This is a genomic window from Paracoccus saliphilus, from assembly GCF_028553805.1.
GTDB classification, from domain to species: domain Bacteria; phylum Pseudomonadota; class Alphaproteobacteria; order Rhodobacterales; family Rhodobacteraceae; genus Paracoccus; species Paracoccus saliphilus.
This window is the reverse complement of sequence record NZ_CP067140.1, coordinates 3,048,983-3,069,373: the sequence shown is the minus strand read 5'-3', so window position 1 is coordinate 3,069,373 and position 20,391 is coordinate 3,048,983. Positions and strand designations below refer to the sequence as shown.

The window sequence follows — 20,391 nt, the reverse complement described above, 5'->3', positions numbered from 1 at the left end:
AGTCCGGAGGGACTGTATCACCAGAATCTCGCACCAATATTTGGTTGAGCCGAATCTTCGCGCTTTTTCGGGAATAATTTTACTTTTTCTGTGGATAAGTGCCTCCCCAAACACGGAAATGCCCGATTAACCTGAACGAAGAATAACTCAATGCCTATCAAAGGTGTCATAAAGCGAAAAGGAAATGCGTTGATTCGCTACAAGGGTCTCGTTTTTCAGCCGGAGATGCCGACAACAAGAAAACATAACGGCATCATCATTCGCAGCAATCAGGGGCAATAATTCCGTCGCGATCTCCCGGCGGGATATCGATTAGCCGGATAAAATGTGCCAGAACCGAAAAGATTTAGCCCAACGGTCCTGACATCATTCATCCTTGGTCGCCGCGATCTATCAGCCAGGTTCTGAATTCTGAACATCCCCTGTCAGAACCTGACCTTCAGATCGGCCTTAAGGCCGCTCTCCTGAACGCCGCTTCCGAACTGTCCCTGGTAGGACAGGCCGAGCCTGGCGGTGTCCGAGAGGTTCAGGTCGATACCGGCTTCGATGACCGCCGCGTCCTCGGCGATGGGCACGCCGGCGATGGTGAAGGCGTCACCGGCCGAGAAGGCATGACGCGACAGCGGCGTGGTATCGCCAAAGGCGTGACGCCAGTCCAGCATGCCACGCAGGGTGCCGGCCACTCCCTCGAAACGGATATCCGTAGAGGCCCGGACGCCAAGCGTGGCGAAGCTGATCTCGGTCTGCTGTTCCGCGACATGCAGTGCCGCCTCGCTCCGTGAACCCGTCCGTTTTCAGGCGAAGATGGGCAAGCCCGACAAAGGGCTCATAGGACACCGTCGCGGTCTCGATCCGATATCCCAACTCGCCAAAGGCCTGCAGGCTGCTCGCATCGTAATCGGCCGAGACCTGCACGATACCCGCGTCGATCATTGTACCATCCTGGTAGGAATTCCGCCCGGACAGCACCAGCGTGCCAGCCTCGGTCTTGGTCAGACCTGCGTCGATCGTCACATCGCCTTCGTCGAAACCGAGCATGAAATCAGCCTTATTTGCGGTGGCGCGCAGAATGCCTGCCATCGAACGAGAGCGTGCCGGAATCTAGACTATTCTTGACAAGGCCGGTGGCGAGAACACCGCTGCTGTTCAGCGCGATCGCGCCCGATGCCTCAGCCCAGCCGTCGCCAAGAGAGGCTGTCCCTGAGGTCACAAGTCCACCGTCCGATATGGTGAGCCTGCCGGTGCCGAATGGCTGACAATGAGTATGCCGCTATTGGTCCATGTGGAGGCGTTTCCGGCGTCATTCGCGTTCGTTGCATCCCAAGTGCCATCACCGCCCTGCCACTGCTGCAGACTATCGTCGCCGGGAGCGGCTATAAACAGATCGACATTGTTGTCACCAGTCTGGATTTCATAATCGGCCGGATCACCGATCGCGCCCGTTTCCCCGACCGTCAGCCCGTCACCAGGGAGCGTGCCCCATAGGTTATTAACCGGTAATAGCCGAGACCTGCCGTGCCGTCTGCGGCATCATCGCTTTGCGCCAGATCCAGCGTGCCGTTCAGCGCAAGCTCCCCGGTCACTTCGATCCGGTCGCTGGTGCCGAGGTCGGCGGTTGTTCCGGGACTGCCAATCTCGTAATCGAGGATCGATCCCGAAGCGAGCGACAGGGCGCCGTTCACCGTGAGCATGCCGATCGAGCTGCCCGGTGCAAGCACACCGCCATCCGCAACCGTAGTGTCGCCAATTATGCCCGAGCCACCAAGATCGAGCGATATCGCGGCGCCATCCGTGATTACGATACCCGCGCCGCCACCGCCGCTGATATCATTCGATCCCCCGCCACCGCCACCAGTCGCATGACCCAGTGTCTGTGCCTGGGCCGCCATGGGCGCCGGGTGAAGCAGAAGAGCTGTCCCGGCGAGCAGAAGCTGCAGGCGGCGTGCGCTGGCGTCTTTCGGTGAACGGTTCATAAGGCCCCCTTGTTTTCCTTTGCGGTCACACAAGACACTCGGAACCTTCGCTCTGTCCGCACGAGGGCTAAACAGAACGACCACGATCGAGCTTCCTGTCAGGACAAATGAAACATGCCTGAAACGGAACGCTCTTCACTGTGCAGCTATAACAAAAGAATCTCGCACCAGTATTTGGTTGAGCTGAATTTTCGAGGTTTTTCGGAAATAAAATAACGTCTCCTGTGGATAAGTGTCTTTTCAACGGGGAGAATTGGCGGTTACCTTCACATTGAAACAGTTCCCCCGATGTTTTGATCGACCCGAAATTTGAAAAGGGAATATCTTGATTCGCTACAAGGATCTCGTTTTTCAGCCTGACATGCTGACGGCACAAAAGGATGACGGCGCGGTCATTCGCCTGACCCGGCTTGAGCGCGCCCTGCTCCTGCGTCTCGTGAAAACCCCGCAGACATTGGTGACGCGTTCACAATTGCTTGAAGCGCTCGGAGACGACAATACCGGTGCACTCTCCGAACGGAATATCGATTATCTCGTCAACAGGCTGCGAAAACGCCTCGGCGAGTCGGCCAGAAAACCCCGGTTTATCGCAACCCAATATGGCGAGGGCTATTATTGGGCGGTGGAGCCGGAGAGCGAAGAAGCCCTGTCGGCATTCCTGCTGATCGGACCTGTATTCGGCCTCGATGATGATCGGAATGCCCTGAACGGGTTTCCGCATCTTCTCACCTCCGAGATCAGAGCGGTGCTCGACGGGCAGAAAACCGTCCTCTGCCGGCCGGATTGGCGACATAACCCGGAAAATCCCGACAAGCTGGATTACTCGCTCGAAATCAGCACCCATATGGATGCCGAGCATCTGCACCTGGCGATCGTTCTGCGCGAAGGGCGCTCTCGCCAGGTTGTCCAGAGTTTTCGGCGGAAACTCCCCCGCGGTCAGAAACCGAACCATGTCAGACAGCTGGCGCAGGAGCTGACCGAAGCGGTCTGGCGCCATAACGCGCTTCCCGGTCCGGGCGCGGATCAGCCCGGCGATCGCCCCATGCATCTGCGCATGCATGATGCGGCGGTGCTGCTGACCAATGATCTCACCAGTTGGCGGGAGAATGCGGAGCGCCTTCGGAAGGCCCATGAGGAGGATCGCGAAAATCCCGATATCTCCGTCATGCTGGCCCTCAATCATTATGCCAGGCTGCTCCAGAGCCTCGGAGAGGTTCACACGGCTCCCATCGGGGAGGGGGAATGGCAGGTCCTTGAAACGGAGATCGAGGCGCTTTGCCTGCGCGCATTGCCGGATGCCTATGAGCATCCGCAACTGCTCCTCGCAATCGCGAAGCTGCTGCGCTTCATCGACCGGGGCTATCTGGAACTTGCCCATCGGCTGACCGAGAAGGCCTTTAACGACAGCACCGCTTTCGCGGCCGCATTTTCCATGAAGGCGCAGATCGCGGCAAGCAGGGGCGAGATCGATGAAGCGGTATCGTTCTATGACAAGGCAATCGAGCTGTCCGGGCCGGGCTCCCAGTTTCACATCTACCTTCTGATCCTGAAAGCCGTTACCTTGATGGCGGCGGATCGGCGGGGCGCAGTGGATCACATCGCCATTCAGCTTCGTGATATCGATCCAGCGTCGCAGGCCACAGCGGGCCTGTTTCTCATCTCACCGAAATCCCGGCAGCTTCCGGCTCCCCTGGAGCATGCCCTCACTGCGATACCTCCGGAGATCGGCCGGCATCTGACCCGATACCTGTTCATGATCTCCGCGCGCCAGTTCCAACGCCGGAACCATCAGCGCAATATCCTGCACGGGATCATCTCACATCTCACACGCATTCATGGGGGTGAGGCGATCGATCCGGAAATCGCCGGGAGGTTTCCGGAACTGAAGTCAAGCGATGGATAAGTTGTCGTAAGTGCCGCCGGGCGTGGCCTTTCATTATTCCCTCCGCACACAAGATTGCGCCTGTGCAGGATAAAGCCGGAGCGGCAGACATGGGCGCCGGTCGGGGCAAGAGCTATCCAGCTGTCACAACACTACCGGGCAACCACTACCGTTACTCAGCGCATTTCCTTGCCGGCCTGCGCGGACCCCTGGATAAATGGTGGTACGTCCGTGGGGCCGAAGTTTCCTAGTCACAGTGCTTGGATGAATCTGTCTGACCGTTTTGGCTTGTCGCGACGGCTGTGAAGGGATGGAGGGCTAGGTCCATCCTACCTCGGGCACCAAACGCATCCCCATCGGTCTGACGGGATTTTCTAAGGCTTCGGTCATTCCCGTCGAACTCCCGATACATGCACCAAATCCCACCGGACAGCGACGGTCTGGCAACTTACAGTTATCGCGTAATAAACTGATAACATAAGGAAATATGTCGAAAACCGAGATTGATCATGTCAAAAGCCACAACCTGCGCGTCCAGAGCTTAGCCAATTTCTCTAAGAATATCGCCCTGGTCCTGTGGGGTGCCGCCGAGCTGGGCGCCTATCTGCACCGCTGGGACGCGATCCGGCTGATTGTTGGCGAACCTGATTGGCACTGTTTTGATCGACCGGAATTCTGCCCATGTCACAAACGGCGCTGCTCGATCGTCATGTAATATGGGCACGACGCCCGACCATCAGCGGCAAACGCCGTAACGTTCGAGGAGATGAATCATGAGCATGAAAGCACTTTACATCAGGCACAGGGCGCAACCCGGCAAGCGCGAAGAGGTCAAGCAAATATGGGAGAAATATGCGCTCCTATATCGAGCGTGCAGATGGCCAGATCGCATATGTCTACGGATTTGATGACACCGATCCCGATGCGATCGTAGCTTATCAACTCTTCACCGGCGAAGCAGCAACGGATGATTTCGTCAAGCAGCCATGGTTTAAGGCGTATGAGCAGGAAACGGCGGCACTGCTCGCCGGACCGTCGGAATTCCGGACCATCACGCCGCAATGGATCAAGCGCGGCACCGCCTAAACCGTCCACAGAGCCCGGGGCTCGCCGCCGTCCAGTCGCCGGGCTTGCTCATATTGTCCTGGCTGAAATCATTGTGCCGGGGTTTCATTGCCTGTCGGTAATCCGGGGATAGCACTTCGCCGCTGCCATGGTTCCTCGGTCGGTCCCACATCCCAGCCATTCCCAGTGCCGGACACTGCGGCACAGATCAGCTCTTATCGGTGAGGATCATGAATGACTGATTTTTGGCCAGAAATGGCTACCGAGCGCGATCCGGCACGACTACGCATTCTTGCGGTCATACAGAAATCTCTGCAAGCGATCGGGATAATGAACACGGAAGAACCAGCAGGCATTGGAAAGCTATTTGAGCGATCAGTTGCTCTTGGGGGACATCGAAGATTCGCAGGAGGGGGCGGTGGACAAGCTGTCGATTACCCTGGATCACATCGAGCGGAACACCGATGTTGTTTCGGAACATGGCATACCGAATGGTTGAAAGCGCGAATCAGTTCCAGCTGATGATTCTCACGTAGAATATTTGGTTTTCCTGTGAGGTTGAATTTTATTCCAAAAACCCAATAAATGCCATGCATATTATTTGATTCGATTAATTTGGAATAGTTAAATTACAATCCCTGCGAATAAATCCCTACATAGTGTTTGCATTTTATGCAAATTCGTATTTAATTGCAAATTTGCCATAGTCAATGTTGCATCAATAATTGGAGTTGGGATCGGTCGGGGCGTTTTGGCCGAGAAAATTTTTTGACTCTTCGGTAAATTCTATCAATTTCTTTTAATTATTATTAATATATAGACAGATATGTTGACCAATATTTAGATGTCAAAAATTTCGAGATTAATTCTAAAGATATATATTTAATTCATTGATTTAAAATGAATTATTTCTTGAGCGGTTATTTGCTAAATTTAATTGATTGCTAGGCGGTTTATTGCTACTCATATTTCCTTGGAACGACATTGGGTCGGTTCCAGAGAGGGGAGATAATCAAATGATGAAGTTTGTTGTTGCCGCTTCAGCGGTATTTTTGACCGTGGGCGTTGCTTCGGCCGATACGGTGCTCGGCACTGGTTCCTGGTCCGGCTCGGAAAGTGGTGCCACCTTTGGTGGTGAAACCGCATCGGGAACCTTTGGTGGAGTGTCGGGTGCGTCCAATACGACTACCATGAGCCTGAGTTCTACCGGTGTCGCTGGTGGTTTTACAACCATCGGTCTCGGTGGAGCTGCCTCAGGTTCTGGATCGGCCACCACTGCCACGGGTGGTGTGGACAACACCTCGACCTCGGGTTCCATCGGCTTTGGCGGAGCGACCGCAACGGGTGGATATACCGGTTCGAACGGAAGCAGCTCCGGCGCTTTCGGCGGCTTCGGCACCATGTTCTGAGACCAGGTGTCACGACTTAAGCCTGCATGACCGGGCTTAAGTTGGCCGGGGTGGGTGTCCGAACGTGCCGGCTCCGGCCTTCATCACCACCTCTGCGTTCGGAGGGGAGGAAAATACAATGTATAGCAACAATAGAAATATCGCTCCTGCAGCTGTCGCCGTGATATCAATTTTGACCGCGTCGGCGATCTGGGTGCCCCAGGCTGGAGCCCAGACAACCAGCAGTAATTCGACATCCAGCTCATCGAGTTCCGCGCATGTCGAAAGTTCCGCGGCTGCTTCGGCATCCGGTGGCACGTCAAATGCCCAGATCTATCTCGATCAACGCGGACAATCCGAGACCAGAACCCAGCATGAATATAGCGGGTCCTACGAGGTGCGGTCAGCTCCTGCGGTTCAGCCGCCATCAATGGGCTCGGGACATCCCTGCGGCCTCGCGGGCAGCATCGGGATCTCGATCATCGGCGGCGGTGCCTCGGGAGGTGTGACGCAGGTCGACGAGGCTTGCCTACTGGCCCAGATGGGCCAAGGGCAAGCTGCGCTGATCATGGTCGCCTCAAGAGATCCGGGCGCCTGCGCGGCGCTTCGTCAGGTCGGGAGCATACCTGCCAGCAGCATATGTTCCTCATCTGAGCGCCGGGCCGCGGAGCGTGCGGATCGCGAGCAGAGCGCCACACCGAGCTTTGCTGCCGCGACACCGGTCGCTGCTGAATCGATCGGCTCAATCACCGATTACGTGACATGTTCGCGGAATGACAGCGGTCAGATCGTCGCACGTAAACGCGGTGATGCCCCGTTCAGCGATGCGCAGATCTCGCAGCATTGCCGTGGACAGATCGATCTGATCGCATTGAACTTCGCAGAAGAGCAGAAACCGGCAGCATCCATTTCGGATTATGTCACCTGCTCGCGCAACGACAGCGGCCAGCTCGTCGCGAGAAAGAGCCGTAATGCGCCTTTCAGCGATGATCGGATAGCCCAGTTCTGCCGAACTGGGCAGTAGGAAAAATAGGCAACCTGCCGTAGGATAGTTCCTACGGCAGACCTCTACCCCGGCTGAGTGATGAGGCTGCGCGCCGTTTGTTATTGATTTGCCTTCGAGTCCGGGACGAGGAAATCAAAAAAATCGAGATGCGGGGGGCGGTTTGACTTGTTATCACGATCTCATCTTTCAGCCGGATATGCTCACTGCGAAACGTGAGGACGGCACGACAATTCGCCTGTCCCGACAGGAGCACGCGCTCCTGTTGCGGTTCGTGCGACACCCTCACACCTTGATAACTCGCGCGGAATTACTTGAAGCCCTCGGTGGTAAAAACGACAATCTTTCCGAACGGAATATCGATTATCTCGTCAATCGGCTTCGCAAGCGTCTCGGCGATACCGCCAAGGATTCCCGCTTCATCGCCACCAGATATGGCGACGGATATGTCTGGGTCGCCGATCCGGTAAAGTCTGAACCCATCTCGGCATTTCTGCTCATCGGACCGGTCTATGGATCGAGTGACGACCAGGATGTCATCGGTAATTTTCCAAGTCAGCTCGCCTCGGCGATTTCAGCCGAAACCGGCGGACATCAGGTTATTATCCCCAGACCCAATTGGAATCCTGGTCCGCATGGGCACGATAACCTTGATTACACTCTCGATGTCAGCACACATATTGAAAACGGCATCGTTCACTTGGCGATGGTGCTCCGGGAGGGGCGGTCGCGCCGGAACATTGAGAGTTTCCGGCGGACATGGCTGCAGGAAGATGGTTGTGACCGTATCGATGAATTATCGCATAGGATTGCATGTGCCCTTTGGCGACATGCGTTACTGATCGATCCGGGTGTAGAGGCCGCCGTGATGTCGCTTAATGACGGCACGAGGTGGCGTGAATCCGTTGCCTACCTTCACATGGAACGTGGGGATGAGCATGCTGAAGCGGAGATTTCAGTTATGCTCGCACTCAACGCATATAAAAAGCTGATCCGAAGTATCCATTACGCCCCTTCAGGCGGCGATGAATGGACGGCCCTGGAGGATGAAATCGAGGACTTGGCCCTCAGGGCGCTGCCTGACGCGCATAACAACCCCTATCTCCTCCTGCCTATAGCGAAACTCCTGCGATTCATCGACCGGGGATATCTTGAGCTGGCCGGCAGGCTGACCAATGAGGCGTTTCAAAATAGCACGTCATTCGCTGAGGTCTTTGCCATGAAGGGGCAGATCGAAGCCAGCAGGGGCAGGATAGATGTGGCGGTGACGCTCTATGATAAAGCGATCAGTATGATCGAACCTAACTCGAAATTTCACATCCATCTGCTCATTTTGAAGATATTCGCATTAATGGCCGGAGAGAACCGGACCGCCGCCTATAATTCCGTCATTGATCTGCACAGTATTACCCCGGTGAATAGAGGCCCGTTCGGTCTCTTATTTGTTCCACCGAAGGCCAGGCAACTTTGCGCAGATGCCGAAAACATGTTTGCAACGATGACACATGAAGATGGCCAGCATCTGACACGTTATATGTTTAGGGCCTGGGCGAGGCAGTTCCAGCAGCATGAACATCAACAGAATGTCTTAAAGGGTTTCGTGCACCATCTTCAGAGACACCACGGAAGCGACTCCATTGCCTCGGAAATCGCAAGGCGCTTCCCCGAGCTTGTGGCGTCAACGGCCGGTTCTCCAGCCAATAATCATGGCATCAGTGGACTGAACAGCTTTGTTTATCATTCTTCATATGGGGGATCTCGTCGGTGATGGGGCCTTCATATCGCCGAGTCGGGAGATTCGGCGTAGGGCTGTCCGGCCAATCATCCCCTTCGTCGGGTTGGTAGATCGTCCGGGTCGTATTCCCAATCTTCGAGATAGCCCTCCTCCTGAAGCTGAAGGATCTCCATATAGGCAGGTTCCTCACGCTCCTGATGGAGGTGATCCGGATCGTCGCGCTGGAAGTCCGCGAGGGTGGTTCAGATCATCATTGCCTGGCCGATCGCTTTCCTGCTCACACGATTGACGACGCCCGTTGCCTTTGCGCTGACTTTCCAGTTTACCGGTCGTTGTCGCTGATCCAATTGCCCATGGATGTCACTGAACGCGAACATGTCCGGCACCGGCGCCGTCACAATTGCCCAGATGGCGCGAGGTAGGGACGAGCTGAACATTATCTGCGTCGCGCTGATCGCCGCATTCGGTGAACTCTTCAGTGGCTTTGCCCTGTGGCTGGAGTTCTGAAGGCAAACTGCGGGTAGTTGTGCCTTTGATCCTAGTTCATGCCCGCTGTTCGCCGCTACCACGGTTCTTCGGTCGGTCCCACATCCCAGCCATTCCTCGTGTTGTTTCCTGTGGTCCGGATATTGAGGAGATTGGCAATGATACAAAATGCGAGCATGGACTCGGCGTGAAAATCCAGCGCGGACAGCTTCGCAAGCTGCTCTATGGTGCTTCCCCGGCTTTTGCGTCCTTGATTTTTCGATCAGTTGATCTGCGTGCCTGCCGTTTGCGCGCACGCGACCGGTGGGCAGAGCCTATACGCAGCAGCTTGAGGAACGTCGGGCATTCCATATGGGATGGGGCGGGGCAGTCGGCCACATGGCGCATCATGGTGGCCAGAGCGATCATCTCACGCGCCTTGCTGTCCAACGCATTGGCACGCTGGTGCAGGTCCTCGCGTGGAATCTCGGGAGTGGCATTGCGGCCGAACAATTCCGAGATTTCGCCGAGCGACAGCCCGGCAGATCGCCCCATGCCGATCAACGCCAATCGCTGTAGAACCTCGGGCTCATATTGGCGTCGCAGGCCATGTCTACCCGCCGGCGCGATCAGGCGAAGCGACTCGTAGTATCGCAGTGTCGAAGCGGGGGTGCCGCTTGCTTCCACGACGTCTGAAATATCTAGCAATTTCATTCTTGACCTCAAGCTGACTTGAAGTCGTAGCCTGCCTGCCTTTGACAACTCAGACAAGAGGACAAGGCCCATGCACCAACCTATCAGTTTAACCGAACAACCGACCTGGCGCGATCCGCGCGCCATAGCCCTGATGATCGCAGCATCGCTGACGGTGATGACTGCTGCGACCATCAGTCCCGCATTGCCGGGGCTGGAACGGCAGTTTCCGGAGACGGAAATCAACTCCTTCCTGGTGCGCATGCTGGTCCCCGCGCCGTCTTTGGCAGTGGTTCTATTCGCACCATTCTGCGGGGCCATGGCAGACAGGTCCGGAAGACGGCGCATGCTTCTGGCAGGACTGGTATTGTTCGTCCTTGCCGGAAGCGTCGGGTTGGTTCTGCCTTCGCTGCCCCTGATCCTTGTCAGCAGGCTGGCTCTGGGTGTGGCACTTGCGATGATCATGACGGCACAATCTGCATTGCTAGGCGATTACTTCTCGGGCAACGCGCTGCACAAGGTGTCCAGCGGGCAGGTCTCGGCCCGCAATTTCGGAGGGCTGGTCTTCATCCTTCTCGCCGGATTGCTGGCAATGATCAGTCCACGGCTGCCCTTCGCTATCTACGCCTTACCTTTGCTGATCCTGCCCTTTTTCTGGCGGGTAATCGTTGAGCCACAACGCCAGACAACCGTCGCCGGGGTCCGCAACTTGCCCGGCGCCGAGACGTCGCGGCGACTGGTGATCCTGCTTGCCTGTGGCCAGATGGTTGTGACGATGCTGTTCTTCACGATGCCGACCCAGCTGCCGTTCTTCCTGTCGGCCAAAGGCTATAGTTCACCAGCCATGACCGGCGCGGCCTTGGGAATGCTGATGCTGGCGGGCGCTGTGACGGCGCTGTTCTATCCCCGGATTCGCGTGCGTATTGGCAATGACGGAAACTGGGCCTGTGGCTTTGGTCTCATGGCCACGGGGTTTGTTTTGCTTGTCGCGAGCGAGACGGAGGCGGCGGTGTTTGTCGGGTGCGCCGCGATCGGCGCGGGTTATGCGCTGGCCATTCCAGGCTTTGTCGTGCTGTCGCTGGCCGCCACCCCGCCAGAGCGTCGCGGCAGGACCGGCGCGTTGCTGACGGGGTCGGTTTTTCTCGGGCAGTTCCTTTCGCCCGTTCTCAGCAGTCCCGCCCTCGCACAATGGGGATGGCACAACAGTGGCTTAGGATTAGGGACGATACTGGGGTTCGCGGCGGTCGTCTTTGCCGCTACGGCTCTATTCTCGGCTTTGCGTCAGCTCGCTTGACATACCTATTTCCGCACCCTATCGACCCGCTCCTTATTTCAAATCGGAGGAATAGGCATGGCGCGGCAGACCCGCATCCTGGGTGTCGACTTCGGCACCTCCAATTCCGCTGCGGGCTATCTTTGCGATGGCAAGCCCCGGTTGATCCAGATGGCCCCTGGCCAGGACACGCTGCCCACAACGTTCTTCTTCGATTACGAGACCCGGCAGACATTGATCGGCGAAGCGGCCAACAGGGCACTTCTGGACGGCGTGGAAGGGCGCTTCATGCGTGCGCTGAAGCGAGTGCTCGGCACCACGTTGATGCATGAGAAGCGCCAGATCCTCAACGAACGGGTGACCTTTGTCGAGATCATCGCCCGCTTCCTGAAACAGATCAAAACCCGCGCCGAAGCCGAGACCGGGATGGTCTTCGACCACGCCCTGTCGGGTAGACCCGTGGTGTTCCATGGCTCCGGCGATCCGCGCGAGGAGCAGGCCGAGGCGGATCTGCGTAGCTGTTACCTGGCAGCGGGGTTTCGCGAAGTGAGCTTCATGCCCGAACCCGAGGCCGCCGCGATCGCTGGCGGCGCGCTGGATCACCCCGGCGCGATCGGCCTGATCGTCGATGTCGGGGGTGGCACCTCGGATTTCTCACTATTCCGCTCCGGCAATGAGGGTGTGACGATCCTTGCCAATCACGGTGTGCGCATCGGTGGCACGGATTTCGACAGGTCGATCAATATCGATCACGTGATGCCGTTGCTGGGCAAGGGAACGCAGTTGCGCAAGGTGATGGGACCGGGCATGTCGCCCACCCCGAACGCGATCTTCAACGATCTTGCCACATGGGAGAAAATCCCCTTCGTCTACTCGCCGCAGAACCGCCGGATGGTCGCAGAGATGGTCCGCCTGGCGCAGTTCCCGGACCGGCTATCCCGTCTGGCGAAGGTGCTGGACGATGAGCTTGGTCATGATCTGGCCTTTGCCGTCGAGCGCGGCAAGATCGCGGCCAATGGTGGAGACGGGCAGTCACGTATCCTGCTGGACCAGATCGAGCGCGACCTGTTCGCGCCATTGCCAGCCGAGGGATTGGAGCGGAGCCTTTTGCGGCACGCTGATTTGCTGTCAGGTGGAGCGCGGGAAACGCTGCAGATCGCCGGTATCGACGCGGCTGATGTCCAGCAGGTGATCTATGTCGGCGGCTCCAGCCTGATGGTCATGGTTTCCGATACGATGAAGGCACAATTTCCCGTTGCGCGTCATTCTTTCAGCGAGGTCTTCACTGCTGTCACCGATGGGCTTGCCATCACTGCCGGGCGCTGAAGGCAGCACGTCAGTTGCCGAACAGGGCTTTGGACTGGTGCCGGCGGAACTACATGACACAGGCCTGTCGAGTGCCACGAGTTCCATCATGCCATGAATGAGCGTGAACGGGCAGACCTCCCCTTCGATTCTACGCGCGTGTCATCAGAATGATCAGGTTCATCTCGGCACATTTCCTCTCAGGGCATCAAGCATTTGAGCCGTGTTGCCGGTCGTTCTTCATGTGCGCGGCAACGGAGCGGGTCGCGCCTATACCTACCGGCGGATGATTTGCTAAACTGATCTAATGATGACAACCAATCAATACAGTTTTCGCAAAGCGACACTGGATGACCTCGATTTACTCATGGAATGGCAATCGAAGCCTCATGTCCGTGAATGGTGGGATTCGGATGAGCCATACGATGAAGAAGAATTAGCTGATCCTCGGGTAGCACGCTGGATTATTTCAACCTTCGGAGTTCCCTTCGCGTTCATGCAGGATTACACAGTTCATGGGTGGGAAGATCACCATTTTGCCAAACTTCCCAAGGGCTCGCGGGGAGTTGACCAATATATTGGAGACCCTGAAATGATAGGTGTTGGTCATGGTTCAGCGTTTATCGCCGCGAGAATGCAGGCTCTCTTTGATGAGGAAGCGCCCGTGATCGCGACTGATCCTCATCCTGACAACGCACGGGCGATTGCTGTTTACAAAAAATTGGGTTTCGAACCATTCGGTCCACCTCAGGAAACTCAGTGGGGCCTGATCTTGCCAATGATGGCGAGGCGCTAAGCGGCTGGCAATCCACGGCAGAAAAGTCCCGCATTGCCGATCTGCTGTTCATGCCCAGTTTTCAATCATTGAACGTGCTCGTTCTCGTGGATGTCAGGGCATGAACTTTGCCAAGGCAATGGCCCGCGTTGATCTTCAAGCAGTAAGTTATCGTTCCACGATCTCGACCCTGCGATTGGCGGCTCGTCCATCGTCAGTGCGGTTGGTGGCGACGGGTGCGGCCATGCCTGCACCAACAGGCGTCAGCCGTGCTGCATCGATGCCATAGGTATCCGTCAGGGCCTCCACAACGGCAGCGGCACGCCGGGTTGACAGAAGTTGATTATAATCGAGCGCGCCCTCATTATCTGTATGCCCGACGATGAGAACCTCGAGTTCCGGCGACTCTTTCAATAGTTTCGCGATTTCCTCCAGTTGAGGTTCTGAATCGGAACGGATATCGGCTTTGTCAAAATCGAACAGGATTCCGTAGACTGCGATTTTGCCATCTGCTGCCAAACCGGCATCCAGCTTGCCTGCGTCAAGCACGACCATTTTGTCGTCCATAGGCTGTAGCTCAATGGTATCGAGTTGCACCATGGCTCGATCCTTGTTCGGCCCGCCGCCGGACTTGTTCATGACGGAATAAACGGCGGCATAGACATCGCCTTCCGGGCTTGGACGTTTCGCTGCCAGGTAACGTTGCTCGGCCTGGTATTCGCCGAACAAGGAGTAGAGCGATCCTTCCGCTATAGCATGGTTGAAATTGCGGCCGCCGCAGGCTTCGCGGTCGCATGTGAAGATCGTCTCGAAGCCGGCAGCGTCGAGCGCGTTTTCATAGTTGCGGAACACTTCCAGGACCGACCGTTCGGCTGGTGCGCGATAACTGATCCGCGTCACCTTGCCTTCCAGCAACAAGGCGGCATCGTGGTTCTTGTCGAGGCCGCCATAATTTTCCGTCCGGGCATTGAGCAGCCGGTAGTCTGTGAACTCCTCATTCGAATAGGCGACAATCTCGGAATCTTCGTAGCGCGGCACCAACGGGTGGTCCGCACTGCCGTCAATATCGGCAGCTTGGGCAGTGAATGCCGCGAGGCCCATAGCGATGAGAGTGGTCAGAAAACGCATTGTGGCAGCCCTCCATCCGAGTTTTCTCGGTCGCGGTCATATCCGTAGGCTTCATCTGTCTGGTTAACCTATCATCCGCAAAAGCGGTGAGATTGTCATCTCTTTTGTAGCGGGCGTGGCTGCTTCGAACCTCAGACGGTTGACACAGGTCTGATCGCGAAATTTCGCGCAGAACTATCGGGGCACGGTATTCGTGTAACTTGCACTAACAGGGTGAATTTGATCGCCAAAGTGCCAAGCTTCAACAAGCCATGTGTCAAGGGCGTGAAATGAGCTTCTCAGAAGCCGATCAAAGTAGGCGATGGGTATCATTGCTCAGGTCAACGACACTTGTGCGCCCAGCGTGGCATCATCCCCGAGGCACCCCATGGAGACAAGGCTCGCCCTGACCGCTTCATCGAGAGGCGTTCTGGGCTCGGCACCCAACAACCCGACAAGGCGAGTATTGTCGAGACGCATTGGATGGCGCCAATATGGGGCAATTTCCACTGCCTCCCGCGGAAAGCCGCCGAATGGGGCGAGCAGGCTCATTGCCCACCATGGAAAAGCTATACTGCGGATCTCGCGACCGCAGACCCGTCGGATCGCCTTCACCATCTGCATGCCATCCTTGTCATGGAGGCCCTCGAACTGAACCACTTCGAATGGGCGTAGTTGGTCAGGAACCTCGACGAGTTGTGCGAAGGTCTCGGCGAGGTCAGGAAGATAGGCCCAACTATGACCGGCGCCACGCGCGGGGTTGAGGATGCGGCGCACCGGTTTGCCGGATGAGATCATGGCCTGAGCGAACCAGCTGGAGCGCACGCCAGGCCCGAAAAAGTCACCGGCACGCAAGATCAGCGAAGTCACCTCGGGCGCGGCTCGTTCCAGTCGCTCTTCCAGCGCCACGCGGATTTCACCCTTGCGGCTTCTCGGGCGCTGAATGCTGTCACCATCAATCACTGGCGTTGTCGCCGGATCGAAATTGTAGATAGTTCCCGGCAGAACAATACGCGCGCCTGCGGAACTCGCCGCCGCGATCGTGTTGTCGATCATCGGCAGAACCAGGCGATCCCAGTTCATGTAATTCGGCGGGTTGACCGCATGAACGACAATGGACGCCCCATCTGCCGCCCGCATCACATCGGCGCGTCGCATTGCGTCGCCCTCGATCCATTCGATCCGCGAAGATCCAATCTTGCGAGCGGTCGCTAGGCTGCGTGCCATACCTCTCACCCGCCAACCATGCCGAAGAAGCGCCGCCGCGATGGCACCGCCGATACCGCCGGTGGCTCCGAGGACGAGCGCTGTGTTGGTCGTTTCCATCGAAATCGCTCCACTCCAATTCGTTTCAATGGAGAGAAAATGCGGTATCTGAGCATGAAAAAGAATTGCAAGAAACTTTCTCGATGATAGAAATTTTCTTATGAGTTATACTGTCACATGGGACGATCAGCGCATCTTCTTGGCTGTTCTGGAGGAGGGTAGCCTGTCAGCCGCCGCCCGCAAACTCGGCTTGTCGCATCCCACCGTGCGCAGCCGGATCGGGGTGCTGGAACAACAACTGGACGCGGTTCTGTTCACCCGTTCCGTCAATGGTCTTACGCCCACCGAAACGGCTGAAATGCTACGCGAGCCTGCACGCCGGATGTCGATGGCTTCAGACCTGTTTGTCCGGCAGGCTTCCGCTTCAAGCGGGGCAATCGCCGGAACCGTCCGGATCAGCGTGCCCGAATTCATGGGGATCGAGGTCATGCCGGCGATGCTCGCGCAATTGCGAAATGCGCATCCCGGAATCAAGGTTGAACTGTCTCTGAGCAACCTCCCAGCGGACCTGCTTACCCAAGAGGTCGATGTCGCAGTTAGAACCGTTGCACCGAAACAAGAAGCGTTGGTTGCCCGCAAGGTGGCGTCGATCCCGCTCGGTCTGTTCGCCTCACGGGCCTATATCGAGCGCCACGGCAGCCCGGCTAATATCGCGGACTTGGCCTCGCACGACATGATTGGTCCGGATCGCAACCGCCGCGATCTCGACTTGGCGGAACGGTTGGGTCCTGGCTTCACACGCAATAATCTCGTCTTGCGCACAGACAATCATCCGGCTCAACTTGCTGCCGCCCGCGCCGGCGTGGGAATTGCCGTGGCGCAGCTGCCTGTTGGCGAGAATGACCCGAACCTCATCCGCATCCTGCCAGATTTCGAGCTTGCCGTTCTGGAAACATGGATCGTGACGCATGAGAACCTGGTTAGGGTCCCGCGGGTGCGTGCGGTATTCGACGCTCTCGTGGATTCATTCAGGTCCATGTCGAAGCGGAAGTGATATCGAACCGGACAACGCGGCACAAAGAACTTTAGCGCCTCACTGGTTGCCTTTGGAACTGCTCAAAGACATACTGTCGGCATGGATAGGCATGACGCCTATATAGCTGCCGCACCGGAGCAGTTTCGCGCCATGTTAGGCCAACTGCGTGCACAGCTATCGCGGGCACTACCAGGCGCCGAGGAAGTCATTAAATACGATATGCCCGGATTTCAGATCGATGGAACGATCATCGTGGGCTATGCTGCCTTTAGTAAACAATGTGGTCTATATGTTGATCCGGGTGCGATTGCTGCCCATGCCGACGAGATCGCTTCCTTGAAACTCAAGGCAACCAAGACCGGAGTTACGTTTTCGGTGAGTAAGCCTATCACTGATGAACTGGTGAAGAAATTGGCGGTTAGTTCGCTCAGCATGAAGGGATTTTAACCCCATTTCTCGCGGTTCAATTTTACCAGTGCGGAGGCTTCGAACTGCGGCGAACCCGAGCCGAAGCGGCAAGCGAGGCCAGATTGCTTAAGCCTACAATCCCACAGACCGGTGATCACAGTATACCGGGTAGAAATGAAATAGATTTATGCCGTCGGCTCATTTGAGCCGTTTCGCCAATATGAGCCATCATCCGATCACGTTCAAAGAAAGAATCCGCGCCGCGCTCCGCTTACTCTTGGCGCGAGGAGATGACGCCGCAATATGTGGCCGTGATCCGGCAGTAAATCCCGAGCGGGTTCGCAGGCTCAGAATTTTGCTGGACGAAACTCGCTGATCGGGGCGTGCGATCGGGATTAGCGGTCGCCCGAAATCAGAACTCGGGCGATGCGCGCTGGAAAGTTTTGGTGCGCTGTAGGTGGTGGGTCCATCGGGGCCAAGGGACCGCGTGATCTCCAGCTATTCAGGCCTGGTTTGAAAACCGGATAGGGGTCCGGCGCCGGACTGGGCGCGGTCTAGCCATTCCTCATTTCCGATTGCCGGGCAGATTCTGGACGCGTTCTTTTGCGCAGCTGGATTGGTTCTGAGGAATTTACGCCATAGAGTAATTTATAAAAATTTACTTTGAAGCGTAATTCAAATCGTTTTACGCTGTGGCGTAAAGGAGGTGTGTTATGAACCTCACGGCAAGAACTGCGGAACAGATTGGTGAAGCGATCCGCCGTGCCCGCAAGGCGCGCGGCTGGACGCAAGGTGATATCAGCGCACGCACCAATCTGCGTGTGGCGACGATATCGTCGCTGGAAAACGGCGACGCGGGCACGAAGCTGGCAACCGTTTTGGCGGTGATGGCTGCGCTCGAGCTGGAATTCCGGTTGGTCGAACGTGGCGGATCGGTCGAGATCGAGGACATCTTCTGATGGCGAAGCGCGGGCGTGGCGGCACGATGCAGGTGCTTTTGAACGGGCGGCTCGTGGGGCAGTTGCGCCTGGCCCGGACCGGCGCGATCAGCTTTACCTATGATCCGGGTTGGCTTGCCTGGCAGCATGCGATGCCCATCTCGCTCTCGTTGCCTCTGCGCGAAGAAGCGTATCACGGCGGGCCGGTCATCGCCTATCTGGAAAATCTGCTGCCCGACAATCAGGCGGTCCGTGAGCGTGTCGCCGCAAAGGTGCGGGCAGAGGGCACCGATGCCTGGCGCATCCTCGAAAAGATCGGCCACGATTGCGTGGGCGCACTGCAATTCGTTGCGGACGAAATGCCCGATACACCAGCCTTGCAAGGGGAGCCGGTAAACGATGCGCAGATCGCCACAATGCTGCGCAACCTGGCGAACGCTCCATTGGGGCTGGATGCTGAGGATGACTTCCGCATCTCGATTGCGGGCACTCAGGAAAAGACGGCATTGCTGCGCCATGACGGGAATTGGTTGCGGCCCACGGGGCTGACGCCCACCACCCATATCCTCAAGACGCAGATCGGCGAATTACCGAGCGGTATCAATCTCTCCGACAGTGTCGAGAACGAGTATTTCTGCATGAGTTTCTGCCGCAGTATGGGGGCGGCTGTGGCCGAAATTGAGATTGCGGATTTCGAGGAAGTGCGCAGTCTCGTGGTGACACGTTCTGACCGGCAATGGACCGGGGCAGGGCGGCTGATCCGTCTTCCCCAAGAGGATTTCTGTCAGGCGCTTGGAATTGCTCCAAGTCAAAAATACCAGACGGATGGTGGACCGGGATTTTCCGACGGAATCGCCTTGCTGGAAGGCAGCGATACCCCTGAATTGGATCGGCGAGCGTTCGTTCGTGCGCAAGCACTTTTTTGGCTTTTGGGTGCGACCGACGGTCATGCGAAGAATTTCAGCATCGCGTTGCGTCCCGGCGGTTTCCGTATGACGCCTCTCTACGATGTGCTCAGTGCGCAGAAGGCAGTTGATGACGGGCAGATTCGTCAGAACCGGATGCGCCTCGCGATGGCGATAGATGGTCGCTATCGGGTCAACGAAATCGTGCCGCGCCATTTCCTGCAAGCAGCGAGGGCGGCGGGTTTCGGCGTGGCATTGGCCGAGGAGGTGTTGGACGACATCACCGCTCGGATCGATTCAGCATTGGCGGACACCATGTCAGCTCTACCTGCGGGTTTTCCGACCGACTTGGCAGAGAGTATCGCTAACGGAATTCGAACTCGCGCTGCGGGAATTGACTAAAATCTGCTAATACTTTTGCTAGCTACGTGCCCCCGCGTAGTATTCGACGCGTTGCTCCAATCGCCCGATCAGTTCCGCCAAGCCGAGGGCAAAGCCGAACAGGATCAGGATCAGCGCCCAGAAATGGGCCATCAGGAAGTTCTGGGAGTACAGCGCAAACAGCGCCCCAACCCCAATGATCGAAACCAGCAGCTGGCCGATCACAACTCCCTTCACGCCGCGGATCACCCCGAGCCGGAAACCAGCCAGAATTTCAGGCAGAGCCGAGAGAAGAATGATCTTCATCCGCTGCCAGCGAGAGGCACCGAAGGAAGCTGACATTTCCAGCAGTGAGGACGAGACGTGCAGGACCCCCGCACGGGTATCCAGCGCGATGATCCAGACTGCGAACATGAAGACGGTGACGATGACCGTGGGCATGCCCATTCCAAACAGGATCATGATCACCGGAACCAATGCCGAAAGCGGCGCCGAGAGAAAGACGTTCACCCACATGTTGAGCAGGGCGTCGGCCGGTTTCACCAATCCCATCAGAAGCCCCAGTGAAACACCGATGACGAGCGCCAGAGCCAGCCCGCCCAGATAGCTCAGCACGGTGATGCGGGCCGCCTCGAAGAAGCTGGGCGTCGTGATCACGTCGGGGATCGCCATCAGGACATCTGTAAAGGGCGGGAACAGCATGACGAGTTCAAACTGACCGATAATCTCCCAGATGACGGCCCACACCAGAAGTGCAGCCATCTTGGGAACCTGATATCCGTAAAGTTCCATG

General features: G+C 57.0%; 20 protein-coding genes and 1 pseudogene. 15 read left to right on the top strand and 6 right to left on the bottom strand.

What is annotated here, in order from left to right; all coding sequences use genetic code 11:
- Positions 1-425: 425 nt before the first annotated feature.
- Positions 426-1,038, bottom strand: a pseudogene (locus JHX88_RS14800) (autotransporter domain-containing protein).
- 416 nt (positions 1,039-1,454) lie between these two features.
- On the bottom strand, positions 1,455-1,973 hold the full coding sequence (locus JHX88_RS14795) for a hypothetical protein (protein ID WP_076526443.1): 519 nt from the start codon (positions 1,971-1,973) through the stop codon (positions 1,455-1,457).
- Between the two features lie 325 nt (positions 1,974-2,298).
- Here JHX88_RS14795 and JHX88_RS14790 point away from each other — a divergent pair, with 325 nt between their 5' ends.
- The 8 genes from JHX88_RS14790 (at position 2,299) to JHX88_RS14755 (ending at position 9,553) form a co-directional block, all read left to right on the top strand.
- The gene (locus JHX88_RS14790) at positions 2,299-3,876 is read left to right on the top strand and encodes a winged helix-turn-helix domain-containing protein (RefSeq protein WP_272848045.1); all 1,578 of its coding nucleotides are present in this window, start codon (positions 2,299-2,301) and stop codon (positions 3,874-3,876) included.
- Positions 3,877-4,342: 466 nt separating this feature from the next.
- Positions 4,343-4,570: a hypothetical protein gene (locus JHX88_RS14785; protein ID WP_076526440.1), complete on the top strand. Its 228-nt coding sequence runs from the start codon at positions 4,343-4,345 to the stop codon at positions 4,568-4,570.
- 137 nt (positions 4,571-4,707) lie between these two features.
- Complete coding sequence (locus JHX88_RS14780; protein ID WP_076526438.1) at positions 4,708-4,941, top strand: putative quinol monooxygenase; 234 nt, start codon at positions 4,708-4,710, stop codon at positions 4,939-4,941.
- A 346-nt stretch (positions 4,942-5,287) separates the two neighbouring features.
- Positions 5,288-5,419: a hypothetical protein gene (locus tag JHX88_RS14775; protein ID WP_272848044.1), complete on the top strand. Its 132-nt coding sequence runs from the start codon at positions 5,288-5,290 to the stop codon at positions 5,417-5,419.
- 517 nt (positions 5,420-5,936) lie between these two features.
- On the top strand, positions 5,937-6,329 hold the full coding sequence (locus JHX88_RS14770; RefSeq protein WP_076526436.1) for a hypothetical protein: 393 nt from the start codon (positions 5,937-5,939) through the stop codon (positions 6,327-6,329).
- A gap of 409 nt (positions 6,330-6,738) precedes the next feature.
- Positions 6,739-7,332, top strand: a complete 594-nt coding sequence (locus JHX88_RS14765; RefSeq protein ID WP_141225835.1) for a hypothetical protein — start codon at positions 6,739-6,741, stop codon at positions 7,330-7,332.
- A gap of 142 nt (positions 7,333-7,474) precedes the next feature.
- Complete coding sequence (locus JHX88_RS14760; RefSeq protein ID WP_076526432.1) at positions 7,475-9,079, top strand: helix-turn-helix domain-containing protein; 1,605 nt, start codon at positions 7,475-7,477, stop codon at positions 9,077-9,079.
- Positions 9,080-9,421: 342 nt separating this feature from the next.
- Positions 9,422-9,553: a hypothetical protein gene (locus tag JHX88_RS14755; protein WP_272848043.1), complete on the top strand. Its 132-nt coding sequence runs from the start codon at positions 9,422-9,424 to the stop codon at positions 9,551-9,553.
- Between the two features lie 201 nt (positions 9,554-9,754).
- On the opposite strand, the gene JHX88_RS14750 is transcribed toward JHX88_RS14755, so the two are convergent.
- Positions 9,755-10,225, bottom strand: coding sequence for a helix-turn-helix domain-containing protein (locus JHX88_RS14750; protein ID WP_076526430.1), 471 nt, complete (start codon positions 10,223-10,225; stop codon positions 9,755-9,757).
- A gap of 70 nt (positions 10,226-10,295) precedes the next feature.
- Here JHX88_RS14750 and JHX88_RS14745 point away from each other — a divergent pair, with 70 nt between their 5' ends.
- The 3 genes from JHX88_RS14745 (at position 10,296) to JHX88_RS14735 (ending at position 13,578) form a co-directional block, all read left to right on the top strand.
- On the top strand, positions 10,296-11,498 hold the full coding sequence (locus JHX88_RS14745) for an MFS transporter (protein WP_076526427.1): 1,203 nt from the start codon (positions 10,296-10,298) through the stop codon (positions 11,496-11,498).
- 57 nt (positions 11,499-11,555) lie between these two features.
- Entirely contained in the window at positions 11,556-12,803 is a 1,248-nt protein-coding gene (locus JHX88_RS14740; protein WP_076526425.1) for an Hsp70 family protein, read from the top strand.
- A 289-nt stretch (positions 12,804-13,092) separates the two neighbouring features.
- Positions 13,093-13,578 carry a GNAT family N-acetyltransferase gene (locus JHX88_RS14735; protein WP_272848042.1) on the top strand — a complete coding sequence of 162 codons (486 nt, stop codon included), beginning with the start codon at positions 13,093-13,095 and terminating at the stop codon, positions 13,576-13,578.
- A gap of 147 nt (positions 13,579-13,725) precedes the next feature.
- Here JHX88_RS14735 and JHX88_RS14730 read toward each other — a convergent pair whose 3' ends face one another.
- Positions 13,726-14,685 carry an OmpA family protein gene (locus tag JHX88_RS14730; RefSeq protein WP_076526420.1) on the bottom strand — a complete coding sequence of 320 codons (960 nt, stop codon included), beginning with the start codon at positions 14,683-14,685 and terminating at the stop codon, positions 13,726-13,728.
- A gap of 315 nt (positions 14,686-15,000) precedes the next feature.
- Positions 15,001-15,990 (bottom strand): NAD(P)H-binding protein, encoded by a 990-nt coding sequence (locus tag JHX88_RS14725; RefSeq protein ID WP_076526418.1) that lies wholly within the window; start codon positions 15,988-15,990, stop codon positions 15,001-15,003.
- A 100-nt stretch (positions 15,991-16,090) separates the two neighbouring features.
- Between JHX88_RS14725 and JHX88_RS14720 the strand changes: the two genes are divergently transcribed.
- The 4 genes from JHX88_RS14720 (at position 16,091) to JHX88_RS14705 (ending at position 19,619) form a co-directional block, all read left to right on the top strand.
- A complete protein-coding gene (locus tag JHX88_RS14720) occupies positions 16,091-16,984 on the top strand; it encodes a LysR family transcriptional regulator (protein ID WP_076526416.1) in 894 nt (297 codons plus the stop codon).
- Positions 16,985-17,065: 81 nt separating this feature from the next.
- Positions 17,066-17,413 (top strand): iron chaperone, encoded by a 348-nt coding sequence (locus JHX88_RS14715; protein ID WP_076526414.1) that lies wholly within the window; start codon positions 17,066-17,068, stop codon positions 17,411-17,413.
- A gap of 674 nt (positions 17,414-18,087) precedes the next feature.
- Entirely contained in the window at positions 18,088-18,333 is a 246-nt protein-coding gene (locus tag JHX88_RS14710; RefSeq protein ID WP_076526412.1) for a helix-turn-helix domain-containing protein, read from the top strand.
- Positions 18,333-19,619 carry a type II toxin-antitoxin system HipA family toxin gene (locus tag JHX88_RS14705; protein WP_076526410.1) on the top strand — a complete coding sequence of 429 codons (1,287 nt, stop codon included), beginning with the start codon at positions 18,333-18,335 and terminating at the stop codon, positions 19,617-19,619. Before JHX88_RS14710 ends, JHX88_RS14705 begins: the two co-directional genes overlap by 1 nt.
- A gap of 18 nt (positions 19,620-19,637) precedes the next feature.
- Here the strand turns inward: JHX88_RS14705 and JHX88_RS14700 are convergent, their stop codons facing one another.
- On the bottom strand, positions 19,638-20,390 hold the full coding sequence (locus JHX88_RS14700; RefSeq protein ID WP_076526408.1) for an ABC transporter permease: 753 nt from the start codon (positions 20,388-20,390) through the stop codon (positions 19,638-19,640).
- Position 20,391 lies beyond the last annotated feature (1 nt).